General features: G+C 72.1%; 10 protein-coding genes. 2 read left to right on the forward strand and 8 right to left on the reverse strand.

Features of this window, described 5'->3' with window-relative positions:
- Window positions 1–6 precede the first annotated feature (6 nt).
- The 4 genes from NS354_RS02690 to NS354_RS02705 all read right to left on the reverse strand — a co-directional run bounded on the left by NS354_RS02690 (window position 7) and on the right by NS354_RS02705 (window position 8,031).
- The gene (locus NS354_RS02690; protein WP_241490309.1) at window positions 7–2,622 is read right to left on the reverse strand and encodes a ComEC/Rec2 family competence protein; all 2,616 of its coding nucleotides are present in this window, start codon (window positions 2,620–2,622) and stop codon (window positions 7–9) included.
- The gene (locus tag NS354_RS02695) at window positions 2,619–3,623 is read right to left on the reverse strand and encodes a ComEA family DNA-binding protein (protein WP_058593076.1); all 1,005 of its coding nucleotides are present in this window, start codon (window positions 3,621–3,623) and stop codon (window positions 2,619–2,621) included. The genes NS354_RS02690 and NS354_RS02695 overlap by 4 nt, the downstream gene beginning before the upstream one ends.
- A 300-nt stretch (window positions 3,624–3,923) precedes the next feature.
- A complete protein-coding gene (leuS, locus tag NS354_RS02700) occupies window positions 3,924–6,497 on the reverse strand; it encodes a leucine--tRNA ligase (protein WP_058593077.1) in 2,574 nt (857 codons plus the stop codon).
- Between the two features lie 58 nt (window positions 6,498–6,555).
- Entirely contained in the window at window positions 6,556–8,031 is a 1,476-nt protein-coding gene (locus NS354_RS02705; protein ID WP_241490310.1) for an anthranilate synthase component I family protein, read from the reverse strand.
- A 34-nt stretch (window positions 8,032–8,065) separates the two neighbouring features.
- Between NS354_RS02705 and NS354_RS02710 the strand changes: the two genes are divergently transcribed.
- Window positions 8,066–8,935 (forward strand): aminotransferase class IV, encoded by an 870-nt coding sequence (locus NS354_RS02710; protein WP_058593079.1) that lies wholly within the window; start codon window positions 8,066–8,068, stop codon window positions 8,933–8,935.
- Here NS354_RS02710 and cydC read toward each other — a convergent pair.
- From cydC to NS354_RS02730, 4 genes are all read right to left on the reverse strand, one after another.
- Window positions 8,910–10,631 carry a thiol reductant ABC exporter subunit CydC gene (gene cydC / locus NS354_RS02715; RefSeq protein ID WP_058593080.1) on the reverse strand — a complete coding sequence of 574 codons (1,722 nt, stop codon included), beginning with the start codon at window positions 10,629–10,631 and terminating at the stop codon, window positions 8,910–8,912. The two genes, NS354_RS02710 and cydC, sit on opposite strands and share 26 nt — an antisense overlap.
- Window positions 10,628–12,343 (reverse strand): thiol reductant ABC exporter subunit CydD, encoded by a 1,716-nt coding sequence (cydD, locus tag NS354_RS02720; protein WP_058593081.1) that lies wholly within the window; start codon window positions 12,341–12,343, stop codon window positions 10,628–10,630. Before cydD ends, cydC begins: the two co-directional genes overlap by 4 nt.
- Before the next feature lie 106 nt (window positions 12,344–12,449).
- On the reverse strand, window positions 12,450–13,478 hold the full coding sequence (cydB, locus tag NS354_RS02725; RefSeq protein WP_058593082.1) for a cytochrome d ubiquinol oxidase subunit II: 1,029 nt from the start codon (window positions 13,476–13,478) through the stop codon (window positions 12,450–12,452).
- Between the two features lie 9 nt (window positions 13,479–13,487).
- Entirely contained in the window at window positions 13,488–14,942 is a 1,455-nt protein-coding gene (locus tag NS354_RS02730) for a cytochrome ubiquinol oxidase subunit I (protein ID WP_058593132.1), read from the reverse strand.
- 261 nt (window positions 14,943–15,203) lie between these two features.
- Here NS354_RS02730 and NS354_RS02735 point away from each other — a divergent pair, with 261 nt between their 5' ends.
- The gene (locus NS354_RS02735; protein ID WP_058593083.1) at window positions 15,204–15,887 is read left to right on the forward strand and encodes a DedA family protein; all 684 of its coding nucleotides are present in this window, start codon (window positions 15,204–15,206) and stop codon (window positions 15,885–15,887) included.
- Window positions 15,888–15,893: the final 6 nt, after the last annotated feature.

The raw sequence follows: 15,893 nt of genomic DNA on the forward strand, positions 1-15,893 counted from the left end.
TACCCGTCATGCGCCGCGACACTCGACGCGCGTGGCGCGAAATGATGCGGGTGCGCGGGGTGTGCGGGGTGTGCGGGGCCGGCTCCCACGCGCCGCACCGGCCGCAGCGGTCGCACCACGTTCGACCCACAGGTCGAGTGCGCCTGGTGCCCCGCCGATCGCGATCGACCCCATGCGGTCGGTGCGGAGCACGGTCGTCCGGAGGCGCGTCAGCTCGTCGGTCACGGCGCGCGCGGGGTGCCCGTACGAGTTCTCAGCGCCGACCGAGATCAGGGCGACCTCTGCCGTTGCGCGGGCGAGCAGGAGCGGATCGTGGTCTGCGGATCCGTGATGCGCCACCTTGAGCACATCGACGTCGAGGGCTGCGCCGGATCGCTGCAGCGCCCGCTGCTCGTCCTCGCCCGTGTCGGCCAGCATGAGCACCGATGTCTCACCGGCCTGCACGCGCAGTACGAGGCTCGCGCTATTGGTATCGGGCGGCACGGCGTCGGCATCAGGGGCGAGCACCTCCCAGGCCAACCCGCCGAGCGCTTCGCGCATTCCCCGCTGGCCGACGCGCGCGGGCACGCCCGCCGCGCTCAGCTGCTCGAGCACCGGTCGCGCCTCGCCGTCCTCACGGTTGTTCGGCGCCACGAGTGCGCGCTCCGTCCGGTCCGCGATCGCCCCCAGCGCGCCCACGTGGTCCCGATCATCGTGGGTGAGCACGAGGATCGCGATGCGTTGCACGCCGAAGCGATCGAGGCACGACGTCAGCCGCTCGGGGTCGTCTCCCGTGTCGACGAGCATGACCCGCTCGGGGGCGTTCGCATCGCGCAGCAGCAGCGCGTCCCCCTGGCCGACGTCGCACGCGACGACGTTCCAGTCGCGTGGAGCGGTGAGGCGGATGGCGGCCGGCACGACCAAGGTGGGGCCGAGAAAGACCCCGACTGCCCCGCACAGCAGTGCTGCCACCCATACGGTCACGTGCCGCGGACGGGGGCGCGTGCGCCCCCACGGCACACGTCCGCTCGTGATGGAGGGGATCCGGTCGTGCTCTGCCGCGACCTGCCCCCGGCGTTCCACCGGGGCTCGAACATGGCGCTCCGCGAAGCGCCGGGCGAGCAGTCCCCAGGCGACGAGCACTGCTCCCTCCACGAGCGCGAGCAGCAGTGCGCCGCCCCAACCGCCGGGCCACTGCCAGCGCGCGCCGGGCAGCGCCGAGGTGACGTCCGCGGTGGCGGCGATCCACCGCGCGGGAAGACCGGCCAGCTGGATGAGAGCCGTGCCCGCCGACGGAACCAGCTGCGCCGCGAGCATGGCGAGCAGCCCCAGCCCCGTCCCCCAGGGCGCGGCCGGCGCCGCGAGCACGTTCGCGATGAGCCCAGCGGCGGGAAACCCGGGCTGCACGAGCAGCAGCAACGGTCCGCAGGCGAATTGCGCTGCGACGGCGACCGCGATCGGGGTGCGCAGCCAGGCCGGGCTCGGCGCGATCCGCCCCAGTGCGACGGCGATGCCGGGTGTCCAGAGCAGTATGCCTGCGGTGGCCGCGACGGAGAGCGCGAACCCGGGCTGCAGCGCCTGCCAGGGATCGTTCATCAGCAGCGCGAAGGTCGCGATGCCGAGCCCGGGAAGGGCGACCGCGCGCTTCCCGCCGAACGACGACGCGAGCACGACCGCGGCCATGACGGCAGCGCGCTGCAGGCTCGGATCGGGCCCCACGACGATCACGAAGCCGGTGAGGCCGAGCGCTGCCGCGCTCAGCCGAACTCTGCGAGGCGTCCGCAGCCATGCGGCGAGCGTCGTGATCGCGGCGATCACGAGTGCGCAGTTCGCTCCGGAGACGGCGGTGAGATGAGTCAAGGAGCTGACCTGCATCTGCTGCTCGAGGCGCTCGGACAGCAACGACGTGTCCCCGACGGCGAGGCCGGGCACGAGCTCTGCGCCCGGCACCTGCATCGCGGCGGCACGCAGATCTGAGCGCATCTCCGCCGCGGCTCCGGTCACAGCCGCCCGAAAGACGCGCCACGGCCCTCCCGGCTCCGGCTCCTCGCCCGCCGCGAAAGAGGCGACTCGAACGCCGTACTGCGCCGATGATCCGGGGTCGAGCACGACGAGCGCGCCCTCCACGCGCAGCGCAGTACCGGGGCCCCAGGTCTCCGGCGGGCCCGCGTGATGGTCGGGTGCTGCCCCGGCTCCGGGCACCGCGTCATCGTCGAACCAGAGCACGACGGGCAGGGGCCCGCGTGCCGAGCGCGCCGCGGCGGGCACCCACGCCGACGGTCCGCCATCGGAGCTCGCCGCTGCCGCCTTCGGGAAGCCGCGCAGCTCGATATCGAGCGCCGTCTGCTGACCGCTCGCCGCGACCTCCGCGAAGCCCGCGTCGGCTCGCACCGCCTCGAGCGCGTCGATCCGCGCCCCGAGCACCACGATCATCGCGCACGCGATCGCCGTATACGGCAGCAGTACCGCGCCGCCGCGAAAGCGCCGCACGACGACGGCGACGACTCCCAGCACCAAGGCCGCGATCCCGAGCCAGCGCCCGGCCCCCGGGTTCGTGACGGCCGCAGCCACCAGGCCCCAGGCGAGGAGCGCGGGTGCGAGCAGACGTCCGCTGCCGGGCGCAGATGCCGATGCGCGGGTCACGGAGTCACGAGGTCTCTGAGTCCGTCGAGCGTCTTGGCGCCGATGCCGGGCACCTCGAGCAGCTCATCCACCGAGGTGATCCCACCGTTCGCGTCGCGCCAGTCGATGATCCGCTGCGCGAGTGCCGGCCCGATGCGCGGCAGCGTGTCGAGTTCGTCGACCGTCGCGACGTTCAGCGCGACCTTCCCCCCTGCGTACGCGCCTCCGCCCCCGGCACCGCTGGCATCCGCCGCATCCTCCCGGCTCCCCGCCTGCTGCCCGCCCGCGGCGAGCGAGGGATCGGCGTGCCAGGCTTCGGCGAGCGCCGCGTCGGGCACGACCACCTGTTCGCCGTCCGTCGCCGTTCGCGCCAGGTTCACGGCGTCGAGCACCGCGGCATCGGTCGCGCCTCCCGCGGCCTCGATCGCATCGGCGACCCGCGCCCCCGCTTCGAGCTCCACGACGCCCGGGGCGCTCACCTCCCCGACGACGTGCACCTGCACCGTCGAGCCCAGAGCTCCGGTGTCGCCGGATACGGCGCCCGACTGGTCCGCAGCCGCCGAGGCCCCTCCGCCGGTCGCCCCGGCGCCGGTCGCAGCAGTCTCCCCCGCCGCGCCGGCGTCTGCTCCGGGTTCGACAGCCGACCCTGCCGCCGACGCCGGGTCGGCTGCTGCCGCTGCGTCGACGCCGTGCCCGCGCGCCAGGGTGATGCCGATCGCGATCGCAACGGCCACGGCGAACACGAGCAGCCCCGCCATCGCGGGTGCCGCGATGCCGCGGCGAAGCCATTCCCTGATGCCGGTGCGCGGCGCCCACTCCAGCGACGGGGCGCCGCGCCCACCCGGAGGGTCGCTCGTGCGCCAGTGCCCACTCGATAGAACGGACTCGCTGGTGAGGATGGGCCGCGTGCGGATCGCGCCGTCGCCCTCGCCCGCGCGGCTCTCGGCGCCCGCGCGGGTCTCGACGCCCGCGGGGCTCACGGCTCCCGCGGCGACGCTCTCTGGTGCTTCGTGCTTGCGCATGCGCCCACGGTAGAGCCCTGATCGGCGCGCGCGACCGGTCTCGTGCCGACTGTGGAGAACCGGCGATCTCCGGCGCTCGCTGCTCCGATGTGAGCGGCGAGCGCAGACCACGGAGGCGCGCGCCGCCGCTCGAGCGAGCGGGGTCGTTTTCGGAGCGTGTCGGGCATGCGACACGCTCCGCAAGTGACCCCGCTCGCGCAGGAGGCGGCGCAGCCGACGCCCGGCGGCGGTGCCGCTCACGGCCGCGCAGCCGACGCCCGGCGGCGCAGCCGACGCCCGGCGGCGGAGCCGCCGGGCGGGCTAGGCGGCGGGCTTCGTGGCGATGCTGACGATCTTCGGCACGCGCACGATCACGTTCACGATCTGCCGATCGCCGATCGCCCGCTGCACCGCGGCAGACGCGCGGGCGGCCGCCTCGGCATCCGCCTCCGAGACGGACGCCGGAAGGGTGAGGCGATCCCGCACCTTGCCGTCGACCTGCACGACCATCGTCACCTCGTCCTCGACGAGCAGCGACTCATCGGCCTTCGGCCACTCCACGAGGGCGACGCTGGGCTCGTACCCGAGCTTCGCCCACATGTCCTCAGCGGCGTACGGGGCGAACAGCGACAGGATGACCGCGATCGCCTCCGCCGACTCGCGCACGGCGGCGTCGGCGACACCGGCGCCCGAGTCGATCGCCTTGCGGGTCACGTTCACCTGCTCCATGAGCCGCGCGACGACGACATTGAACTTGTACGCCTCGACGAGCCCCGGCGCGTCTGCCAGGAGGCGGTGGGTGGCCCGGCGCAGCCCGGCGTCGCCCTCGGCGAACGACGCGCCGCGGGGCGCGCCCGCCCCCTGCACGTCGTCGGCGATCCGCCACGCCCGCGCGAGGAACTTCGCGGAGCCCTGCACCGACACATCGGCCCAGTCGATGTCGTCCTCGGGCGGTCCGGCGAAGGCGAGGGTCACGCGCAGCGCATCGGCGCCGTGGGCCTTGAGCTCGCTCGCGAACTCGACGAGGTTGCCCTTCGACTTCGACATCTTCGCGCCGTCCTGCAGCACCATGCCCTGGTTGAGGAGCGCGGTGAACGGCTCGTCGAACTCGAGGTACCCGAGATCGTGCAGCACCTTCGTGATGAACCGCGAGTAGAGGAGGTGCAGAATGGCGTGCTCGACGCCGCCCGCGTACTGGTCGATCGGGCCCCACGCGTTGACGGCGGCCGGGTCGAACGCCTGCGTCGCATCGTTCGACGACAGGAATCGCAGGTAGTACCACGAGCTGTCGACGAACGTGTCCATCGTGTCGGGATCGCGCGTCCAGGTGTCGCCCGTCTCGGGGTCGACCACGGTCGCCCACTCCGTCGCCGCGCCGAGCGGCGAGGCGCCCTTCGGCTTGAGATCGAGGCCCTCGGAGGCCGGCAGCTCGACGGGCAGCGCGTCGGCGTCGACCGGACGCATCTCCCCGTTCTCGTGGTGCAGGATCGGGATCGGCGTACCCCAGTAGCGCTGCCGCGAGATCAGCCAGTCGCGCAGCCGGTAGGTGGTGGCGGCCCGGCCGGTGCCCCGCTCCTCGAGCACTTCGACGGCGCGGGCGATCGCCTCGGTCTTCGGCAATCCGTCGAGCTCGCCCGAGTTGACGAGCACGCCCTCGCCCGCCGTCGCGACGCCGCTCTCCGCGGGGTCGGGCAGGGGGGCGCCGTCGGCGTCGCGCACGTCGACGACGACGCGCACCGGCAGTTCGAACTTCAGCGCGAAGTCGAGGTCGCGCTGATCGTGCGCCGGAACGGCCATGATCGCACCGTGGCCGTAGTCGGCGAGCACGTAGTCGGAGGCCCACACCGGAATCCGCTCGCCGTTCACCGGGTTCACCGCGAAGTGGTCGAGGAAGACGCCGGTCTTCTCGCGATCGGCACTCTGGCGCTCGATCTCGGTCTGCTTCTGCGTGGCGGCGAGGTAGTCGCGGAACGCCGCGCGCGCCTCCTCGGAGGCGCCCTCCGCGAGCTCCGCCGCGAGGTCGGAATCGGGGGCGACGACCATGAAGGTCGCGCCGTGCAGCGTGTCGGGTCGCGTGGTGAAGACCGGCACCTTCTGCTCGCGGCCCTCGATCTCGAACTCGACCTCGGCGCCGCGGGATCGGCCGATCCAGTTGCGCTGCATGTTGAGCACCTTGGCGGGCCACTGCCCTTCGAGGGCGTCGAGGTCGTCGAGCAGGCGATCCGCGTAGTCGGTGATGCGGAAGTACCACTGCGTCAGCTTCTTCTTGACGACCACGGCGCCCGAGCGCTCCGACGTGCCGTCGGCGAGCACCTGCTCGTTGGCGAGCACCGTCTGATCCACCGGATCCCAGTTGACCCAGCTGGCCTTGCGGTAGGCGAGGCCCTTCTCGTACATCTTGAGGAACAGCCATTGGTTCCACCGGTAGTACTCGGGGTCGCTCGTGTGGAGCACACGGCTCCAGTCGAACGAGGGCGCGTAGATGCGGAACGACGCCTTCTGCTGCGCGATGTTCGCGTACGTCCACTCGCGCGGGTCGACGCCGCGCTTGATCGCGGCGTTCTCCGCCGGCAGCCCGAACGAGTCCCACCCGATCGGGTGCAGCACGTCGTACCCCTGGCCGCGCCAGTACCGCGCGAGCACGTCGCCGAAGCAGAACGCCTCCGCGTGGCCCATGTGCAGGTCGCCGGAGGGGTAGGGGAACATGTCGAGCACGTACTTCTTGGGACGCTCGCCCGACTGCGCCGCCGCCCCCGCGGTGTCGACCTCGAACGGCTTCAGCTCATCCCAGACGGGGAGCCAGCGATCCTGAATCGCCTGGAAGTCGTAGCCCTCGGCGTCGCGCCCCTGCTGCTCGGTCACACATACCTCGATCTCGATTCGAATCGCCCGCATTCGCGAGCGCACACTTCCGACCAGAATACCGGGTTCGCGGGCGGCGGATGCCGACGACTCAGCGCGCTGCGGAGCGCAGCGCCTCGAGCAGCGCCGCGGCCTTCACGTGCTTCTCCGAGACCTCGGACGCCGCGATCGAATCGATCGTGATGCCGCCACCGGCCGCGGCCAGGGCGGCCGGGCGACGACCGCGGTGCAGCTCCACCGTGCGGATGGTCATCGCCAGCTCGGCGTCACCCCCGCGATCGATCCATCCGAAGCACCCCGAGTAGAACCCGCGCGGCCCGCCCTCGATGCGCTGCAGCAGCTCCACGGCTCGGCGCTTCGGAGCGCCGGTCATGGACCCGCCGGGGAACGCGGCCGCGATCGCGTCCCAGACCCCCGAGCCGGGCACGAGCGCGCCCGATACGGAGCTGACGAGCTGCAGCACGTGCGGGTGCGCCTCCACCTCGAGGAACCGATCCACGCGCACGGACCCCGGCTCGCACACCCGGCTGAGATCGTTGCGCATCAGATCGACGATCATGAGATTCTCGGCACGCTCCTTCGGATCGGCGGCGAGCTGCGCGGCGAGCTCCCGGTCGGCCCGGTCGGAGCCGCCCCGCCTGCGGGTGCCCTTGATCGGATGCGTCGCGACGCGACGACCCCGCACGGAGAGGAAGCGCTCGGGGCTCGCACTCACGAGCACGTGAGAGCCGACATCGACGATGCCGCCCCGCATCGGCGGCCCGGCCGCCCGCAGCCGCTCGTAGACCTCGACCGGGTCGTAGGCACCCGGCACCTCGGCGGAGTCGGTGAGGCACAGCACGTACGCCTCGCCCGCGCGGATCGCCGCCCGGCACTGCTCGACCGCCTCGGCGTACTCCGCGTCGCTGCGGCGCCAGCGGGGCGCGTCGCCGTCGTCATGGCGCGACGGGCCCGATACGGTCTCGGCGGCGCCCCCGGAACGCGATGCAGCCGGCACGGTCTCCGCGGCTCCTCCGGCCGCGACGGGCCGCAGCAGCCGACCGTGCCGATCGAGCCACTCGTCGATCGCTCTCCCGTTCGGCCCGCGCAGCTCGACCGTGCTCGCGTCGTGATCGACGGCTACCACCACCTCGCACCGCAGCGCGACGGCGACGGGCGCGACGACATCGGGCGGGACGGCCGCGCGCGCGGGAGCGGGCGGGACGCCGAGGAGGGCCGATCCGAACTCGTAGGCGAGCGCGATCACCCACCCTCCGCCGAAGCCGCGCCGCGACAGGGAGGCGCCCCCTGCAGCTCGGAGCGTGTCGTCCGCGGCGACGGCGCCCGTCTCGCCGCGCATCCGCTCCAGGAACGCGTGCTCCTCGCCGGGGGCGGCGCGTCGCACCTCGCTCGCGATCCCGAGGATCGAGACGCGCGCCTCCCCCGCCTCGGCGCCGCGGCCGTCCCACCAGAACCAGGGGGCGCCCTCGGCGGAGAGCCGTCGGGCGAGTCCGGCAGCGTCGATCTCCGCGCCGAGGCCGGGCGACGGCAGGGGGCGCGTCACGAGCGGAGGCATCGGTTCGGACATCGTCTCAGCGTACTGCCGGTGATACGCTCGCGGCATGCATCAGGCGGACGCGGCACGAGCGGCGCGCCCCGCGGAGCGCGAGGCGGCGGAGGCGATGCCTGAGGCGGTCGCGCGCGGTGGGACGCGCAGGCTGCTCGCGGCCGACTCGTTCCGGGTGCGCGCTCGGGCCGGCGGCGTCGCCGTGCGGGGCTTCTCGCTCCACCTCGAACGCTTCTCCCGAGCCGCCGGAGAGGCTTGGCGCGAGTGCTTCGAGCCGCAGGAGGCCGGGACCGGCGCGAACGCCGCGAGCCCGGAGCAGCACATTTCGGCGTTCCTCTCTGAGGCGGCCGATCGCCTCGCCTCCGGCGGCGAGGGCTTCCCCCGCCTCGAGCTCTGGGCGCCGAGCCCCGAGAGCCGCGGGGAGGCTCCGGAGCTGGAGCTCGCCCTCCGTCCGCTTCCGTCCATCGGCGACTCGATCGCGCTGCGGTCGGCGCCTCGCGGCGCCCGGCCGCTGGCGCACCGGAAGGGGCCGAACATCGAGGCGTATCGCGCCCTGAACCGGGAACTCGGAGCAGAGCCGCTGCTGCTCGACGCCGGGGGCCGGGTACTCGAAGGGGCGACCACGAGCCTGATCTGGTGGGATCCCGTCTCCCACCTCGGCGCGGTATCGGCGCTGAGCCGCCGCGTGCCGTCGGTCACGGAGGCGCTGCTGCGCGAGGCCGCCCGGTTCGCACCTCGAATCGCGACCGCCGAGCAGCTGGCCGAATGCGAGGTGTGGGCGGTGAACGCGCTGCACGGCATCCGATGGGTCAGCCGCATCGACGACGTGCGCTGCGCGCCGCCCGACGTTCAGCGGCTCACCCGGTTCCGCGAGATGCTCGACCGCCGCTGGGAGGCGGTCACAGCTCCACGAGCCGTGTGCTGATCCCCTCGGGCAGCTCGGTGTGCGTGATGAGCACGACGGCCCGGTCGTCGGGCACCGCCCCGAGCAGGTCGAGCACGAGGCGATCCGCGAGCTCGCGGTCGACTCCCGCGGTCGGCTCGTCGAGCACGACGACCGGGAAGTCGGCGAGGATCGCCCGCGCGAGCGCGATGCGCTGCGCCTGGCCGCCCGAGATCCAGGCGCCGTCCGCCCCGAGACGAGCGTCGAGCCCGCCGCGTTCGAGCGCCCAGTCGGCGAGTCCGACGCGGTCGAGCACCTCCCAGAGGTCGTCGTCGCTCGCCGTGCCGCGCGCGTCGCTGTCTCGGGCGAACTTCAGGTTCTGGCGCAGATCGGAGTCGAAGAGGTACGGCCGCTGCTCGCAGAGCCCCACGACCTCGCGCACGGCATCCGGGTGCATCGCGCGCGCATCGACGCCGCGCAGCCGGTATTCGCCGCGCGATTCGAGGAAGCGGACGAGGGCGAGGGCGAGGGTGCTCTTCCCGGCGCCGCTCGCGCCGCGCACGACGAGGGTGTCACCAGGAGCCAGGGCGAAGTCGACGCCGCTGATGGCGTCGCGCTCCGCACCCGGATAGCGGGCGGCGAGGCCGCGCACCTCGAGTAGCGGAGCTCCCGGCGACGGGGCGGATGCGAAGGCGAGAGCGGACGGCGACGCACCCTCGCGGCCCGCATCGCCGACGAGCTCGGCGGGCAGCTCGCCCTCGGTCAGCTCTGCGACGCGATCGGCACTCGCCTCCACGCCCCGCCTCGCGGCGAGCGCGGCGGGCACCTGCGCGAAGACCTCGAACACCGCCGCGGGCACCACCGCCGCCGCTGCGAAGAGCGGCGCCGACAGCCCGTCCCCGAGACTCGGGATCATCACGAGGATCGCGAGCAGGGAGGCGGCTCCGGCGGCGCAGCCCAGCACCGCCGCGGTGAGGCCCGCAGAGCGCGCGCGCCGCAGCTGCAGGGACGCGAGCCGGCGCTCGGCGACGGCGATCCGGTCGCGCTGCATCTCGATCGCGCCGAAGGCCGCCAGCACCTCGCCCGCGGCGAACCGTTCGAGCAGCGCGTCGACCACGGCCGCCCGCGCCGCGCTCACCTCGCGGTCCTGCGCGCCCGAGATGCGGCGGGAGAGCACGATCGCCGCCCCGCCGCCGAGCGCCAGCGCGCCGAGCAGCACGAGCGCGGCGGGCACCGAGATCAACGCGACGACGACGACGCTCAGCGCGGTGACGATGCCGCTCACGAGCAGCGGCTGGCGCACGCGGAGCGCCTCGTCCTGCAGCTGGTCGACGTCGTCGACGAATGCGGCGAGCACCTCGCCGCGGCGATGCGATTCGAGTGCACCCGGTACGCGCGGCACGAGCGCCGCGAAGGTGCGCGAGCGCAGCACCGCGAGTTGGGCGAGCGCCGCGTCGTGGCTTGCGAGCCGCTCCGCGTAGCGGAAGGCCGCGCGCCCGATCGCGAGGGCGCGCACGCCCACGATCGCGAACGTGAGGTGGAGGATCGGCGGCTGCTCTCCGGCCCGCACGATGAGCCACATGCTCAGGCCGAGCAGACCCACGATGCTGGCGTCGGCGAGCACGCCGAGCGCGATGCCCGGCATGCGGCGGGCTCGGCTCGGGAGGGCCCGTGCGAGCACCGCGCTCCGATGCCGCGCCCGCTGCTCCCGGTCGGCCAACGCGCCCGTGCGGGTCATGCGCCCACCCCCGCGGTGGTCGGTTCGGGGCGCGCCGCCACGACGCGCACCACCCGATCGGCGGCGCGATGCACGGCCTCCCGGTGGCTCACCACGAGCACCGCTCGCCCGGCGTCGGCCTCGCGGCGGAGCGCCGCGCAGACGACGGCCTCGCTCTCCGCGTCGAGGGCGGAGGTCGGCTCGTCGAGCACCAGCACCGCGCAGTCGAGGTTCCACGCCCGGTAGAGCGCCCGCGCGACGGCGATGCGCTGCGCCTGCCCTCCCGAGACCCCGGCGCCCGCGACGCCCAGCTCCGCGGCGCCGTCGAGGTGCTGGAGACCGACGGCGTCGAGCGCGCGACGCACGAGCCCGCCATTGGGCGCGTCGTCTCCGAGAGCGACGTTGGCGGAGATGCTGCCGTGCAGCAGTCCCGGTCTCTGGCCGGCCCAGGAGATGGGTTCGGGCGCGACGATGCGGCCTCGAATGGGCGCGACGAAGCCGAGCAGGGCCGCGACGAGCGTGGATTTGCCCGCTCCCGATGGACCGGCCATCGCGACGAGTTCGCCGCGATCCACCGCGAATGACGTGGGTCCGACGACGCGGCGCCCGCTGCGGGCGACGCTCACCTCGTCGAACCGGAGAACCGATTGCGCCGCAGGGGCCGTTGCGCCGGCCGCTGCTCCGCTCTCGAGCTCCGTCCGCCGCGACGTGCTCGCGGCACCGCGCAGCTCATCCTCGGACTCGATGATCGCGAAGACCCGTCCGGCGGCCGCGAGCCCCTCCGTCGACGCGTGGAATGCGGCGCCGACCTGCCGGATCGGCACGAAGGTCTCCGGGAGCAGCAGCAGCACGAAGAGCCCGAGCCCGAGGGGGAACTCGCCGCTCACGAGCCGCGTGCCGACGGTCACCGCCACGAGCGCGATCGAGAACGTGCCGGCCAGATCGAGCACGAACCCCGAGAGGAACGTGACGCGCAGCACGCTCATCGTGCGCGAGCGGTACTCCTCGGTCTCGCGCGAGATGCGGGCGATCTGCCGGTCCTGCCGGCCGAAGATGCGGAGGGTCGCGAGCCCGCCCACGACATCGAGGAACGATGACGAGAGCCGCTGCAGCTGGCTCCACTGCCGATCCTGCACGGCCTGCGTGGCGAGACCGATGAGGATCATGAAGACGGGAATGATCGGGAACACCACGATCACGATGAGCCCGCTCAGCGGATCGGCGAGCAGCACCGCGAGCACGAGGATGGGCGTTGCGACGCCCGTGAGCAGCAGCTGCGGGATGTAGCCGGAGAAGTACCCGTCGAGCGCGTCGAGCCCGCGACCGAGCGACGTGGCCAGCTCAGCGTCTCCGGGGCCGGAGTCGCGCTGCGGCGAGCGGGCATCGAGTGCGTCGAGCGCGGCGGATCGCAGCTGCGCCTTCACGCGGACCGCACCGCGCGCGGCGACGACGTCCATCCCCCAGCCGGCGAGCGAGCGCACGAGCACGGCGGCGAGGGCGCCCAGGAGGAGCCAGGTGAGCTGCGCCGCGCCGTACGCGCCCTCGTCGATGCGCCCCCGCACCCCGGGGATGCCGTCCATCACGGGGAGCGCGAGCGCGGTGATGGCGTTCGCGAGGCACCAGGACCAGGCGAGCACCGCGCAGGTGCGCAGCAGCCCGAGCCCGGCGCCGATCAGCAGCACGCCCCGCGCGGCGCGCGCATAGCGGAGCAGTCTCGGGTCGAAGGGTTTCACGAGGTTCCTGAGGGTCGGTGGGCGGCGGGCGTCTCCTCCGCCCGAGGCAGTCTACGGGAGCCCGGGGCTTCACATCAGATGAAACCCCGGGCCGCGCGGAGCGGGCCTAGTGCGCGCCCACGGGAATCGCGTCCCGTGTGAGGCGCCTCCGGAACACCCAGTACGTCCAGGCCTGATAGGCGAGCACGAGCGGCAGCGTGAAGACGGCGACCCACGTCATGAGTTCGAGCGTCTTCTCGGAGCTCGCCGCACCCGCCACCGACATCGAGTACGAGGGGTCGATGCTCGACGGCATGAGGTTCGGGAACATCGCCATGAAGATCGCCAGCAGCGCGAACGCGATCGCGATGGCGTTGCCGGTGAAGGCCCAGCCCTCGCGGCCGAGGACGTTCGCCACCCAGGCGACGATGAGCGCGACGGCGGCCACCGCCGAGCAGAGCACCACAACCCAGAGCGTGGGGCTGGTCGTGTGCTGCATGATCGTCCACCCGAGGAAGACCGCGCCCGCGAGGATGGCGACTGCGCCGACCTTCTTGGCGAGGTCGCGAGCGCGCTCGCGCATGTCGCCCGCGGTCTTCAGCGAGATGAACACGAGGCCGTGCGTGCAGGTGATGAGCAGCATCGTGATCCCGCCCAGCAATCCGTAGGGGTTGAGCAGCGTGAGGAGCGTGCCCTGGTAGATCCAGCCGCCGTTCTCCATGGGCTCGATCGGCAGCCCCTGGGCGAGGTTCGCGAACGCGACGCCCCAGAGCAGGGGCGGCACGACCGATCCCCAGAAGATGAAGTGGTCGAACCAGCGGGTCCAGGCGCGCCCCTTCCCCTGATGCCGGTACTCGAAGGAGACGCCGCGCAGGATGAGCGCGACGAGGATCACGAGGAGCGCGAGGTAGAAGCCCGAGAACATCGTCGCGTACCACTCGGGGAAGGCCGCGAAGAGCGAGGCGCCGGCGACGATCAGCCAGGTCTCGTTCAGGTCCCAGACGGGCCCGATGGTGTTGATGATGAGGCGGCGATCCGTGTTGTCGCGGCCGAGGAACGGCAGTGCCATGCCGACGCCGAAGTCGAATCCGTCGAGCACGAAGTAGCCGATGAGCATGGCCCCGACGATGAAGAACCAGAGTGTGGTGAGTTCCATGTCCGTCTCCTAGTAGACCGTGGCGAGCTGCTGGTGGTCGACGTCGCCCGGCTTGCCGTCGGCGTCCGTGCTGCGGGCGATCTCGGGCGGGCCCTCCTTCGCGGCTTTCGTGATGAGCTTGAACTCGACGACCGCCAGTGCCCCGTAGACGATGGTGAAGACGAGCATCGAGATCAGCACCGCCCAGCCCGGCACGCCGGGTGAGACTCCCTGCTCAGTCGTCATCACTCCGAATACGATCCACGGCTGGCGGCCCATCTCGGTGAAGATCCAGCCGACGAGCGACGCGAGCATCGGGAGCGGGGCGGTCCAGATGGCGACCTTCCACGCCCAGTCGGGCAGGTCCATCTTCTTGCGGGTGATCCAGAGCCCGACGGCCGAGACGAGCGCGGCGAGCGCGCCGAGGCCGATCATCCAGCGGAACGCCCAGTACGTGACCCAGATGATGGGCGCGAACTGCCCGTCGGTCGGGCACGTCAGGAGCGAGTCGGCACCGCAGTAGCGCGCGGTGTACTCCGCCTGGAGGTCGCGGATGCCCTCGACGGACCCGTCGAACGTGCCGTTCGAGAGGAACGACAGGAGGTACGGGATGCGGATCGAGAAGATCTCGTGCGCTCCGTCGGGGGTGCCGAGGCTGAAGAGCGAGAACGAGGCGTCGGCTCCGGACGAGGTCTCGTAGTGCGCCTCGGCGGCGGCCATCTTCATCGGCTGGGTCTGGGTCATCACCATGCCGAGGGAGTGGCCGGTGAGGCCGACACCCATGAAGGCGATGAGGTTGGTCCAGGCGCCGAAGCGCAGCGCCGTGCGCATCTCGTCGAGGTACTGACCGCGGCGCAGGTGCCAGGCGGCCGTCGAGACGACGACGACCCCGGCGAACATCACCGCGGCGAAGATGGTGTGCGGGAACTGCGTCACGGCGACCGGATTGGTGAGCACCGCGCCGATGCTCTCGAGCTCGGCGCGGCCGCGCTCCTCGTTGATGGTGAACCCGTCGGGGTTCTGCATGAAGGCGTTCGCCGCGAGGATGAAGTAGGCGGAGGCCACAGTGCCGAGCCAGACGAACCAGATGGTCATGAGGTGGATCTTCTTCGGCAGTTTGTCCCACCCGAAGATCCACAGGCCGATGAAGGTCGCCTCGAAGAAGAACGCGATGAGACCCTCCATCGCGAGCGGTGCGCCGAAGATGTCGCCGACGAAGCGCGAGTAGTTCGACCAGTTCATGCCGAACTGGAACTCCTGCACGATGCCGGTCACGACACCCATCGCGAAGTTGATGAGGAAGATCTTGCCGAAGAGGCGCGTGAGACGCAGGTATTTGGCCTTGCCGGTCTTCACCCATGCGGTCTGCAGAATGGCGACCAGCAGGCACATGCCGATCGTCAGCGGGACGAAGATGAAGTGGTAGAGAGTCGTCAGCCCGAACTGCCACCGCGACAACGTCAGAGGATCGAAGAACTCGTTCATGTACTGCTCCCGAACGAAGGTCGCGCACCCCACCGAGGGTGCACTCCCTTAGTGAGATCCGCCACGAGATGTCATTCTCGCCGGAGCCATCGGCTGGATGCCGACTGGCTCAATTTTAGCGTTTCTGTGAATCTCCTGCGAATGCGCTTCGGCTTCGAAGCATATTTCACTCGACGCCGAACGGAATATCTCTCGACGTCGAACGGTCGGCCGACGGGGGCGCGGAGGAGTCGCCCCGACGCCGTCGTTACACTCGGGTGGGTGACCGACTTCCTGAGCGCAGTGATCGAATGGCTCCGCGACCTGGACCCGGTGCTGCGGACGCTGCTCGCGGGGATCGGCATGATGCTCGAGACGTCCGTCTTCGTCGGCCTCATCGTGCCCGGCGACACCATCGCCCTCGTCTCCGCGATCGGAGTGACCTCGGCCGCCGAGTTCGTCTGGCTCGTGATCGCGCTGGTGCTCGGAGCCGTCGCGGGCGAGAGCCTCGGCTTCCTCCTCGGCCGCTGGGCGGGCCCCCGCATCCGCGCGAGCCGCGCCGGGAGGAGGCTCGGCGAGCGCAACTGGCGCATCGCCGAGCACTATCTCGGCGAACGCGGCGGGATCGCGGTGTTCCTCTCCCGGTTCCTGCCGGTGCTGCACTCGCTCGTGCCGCTCTCGGCCGGGATGGCGGGGATGCGGTATCTGAGATTCCTCGGCTGGACGGCCTCGGCGAGCGTGGTGTGGGCGCTGATCGTCGTGACCCTCGGGTTCGGCGCCGCCGCCGGATTCGACCAGTTGGCCGACCGGGTGAAGGGCGCCGGCTTCGTATTCGCCGGATTCGCCGCGCTCGTCGCACTCGCGATCTGGGGGGCGAAGAAGTGGTTCCTGCGACGCGAGCAGCGTCATCTCGACCTGGCGGCAACCAGTGCATCACCTGAGGATCCGCACCCGCCGACGCCCTAGACTGGG

It is taken from the genome of Leucobacter chromiiresistens (genome assembly GCF_001477055.1).
Lineage (GTDB): Bacteria > Actinomycetota > Actinomycetes > Actinomycetales > Microbacteriaceae > Leucobacter > Leucobacter chromiiresistens_A.

Coding starts and splice junctions, on each gene's coding strand:
- cydC (WP_058593080.1), bottom strand. CDS start 10,631: ATGACCCGCACGGGCGCGTTGGCCGACCGGGAGCAGCGGGCGCGGCAT.
- NS354_RS02695 (WP_058593076.1), bottom strand. CDS start 3,623: ATGCGCAAGCACGAAGCACCAGAGAGCGTCGCCGCGGGAGCCGTGAGC.
- leuS (WP_058593077.1), bottom strand. CDS start 6,497: ATGCGGGCGATTCGAATCGAGATCGAGGTATGTGTGACCGAGCAGCAG.
- NS354_RS02705 (WP_241490310.1), bottom strand. CDS start 8,031: ATGTCCGAACCGATGCCTCCGCTCGTGACGCGCCCCCTGCCGTCGCCC.
- NS354_RS02710 (WP_058593079.1), top strand. CDS start 8,066: ATGCATCAGGCGGACGCGGCACGAGCGGCGCGCCCCGCGGAGCGCGAG.
- cydB (WP_058593082.1), bottom strand. CDS start 13,478: ATGGAACTCACCACACTCTGGTTCTTCATCGTCGGGGCCATGCTCATC.
- NS354_RS02730 (WP_058593132.1), bottom strand. CDS start 14,942: ATGAACGAGTTCTTCGATCCTCTGACGTTGTCGCGGTGGCAGTTCGGG.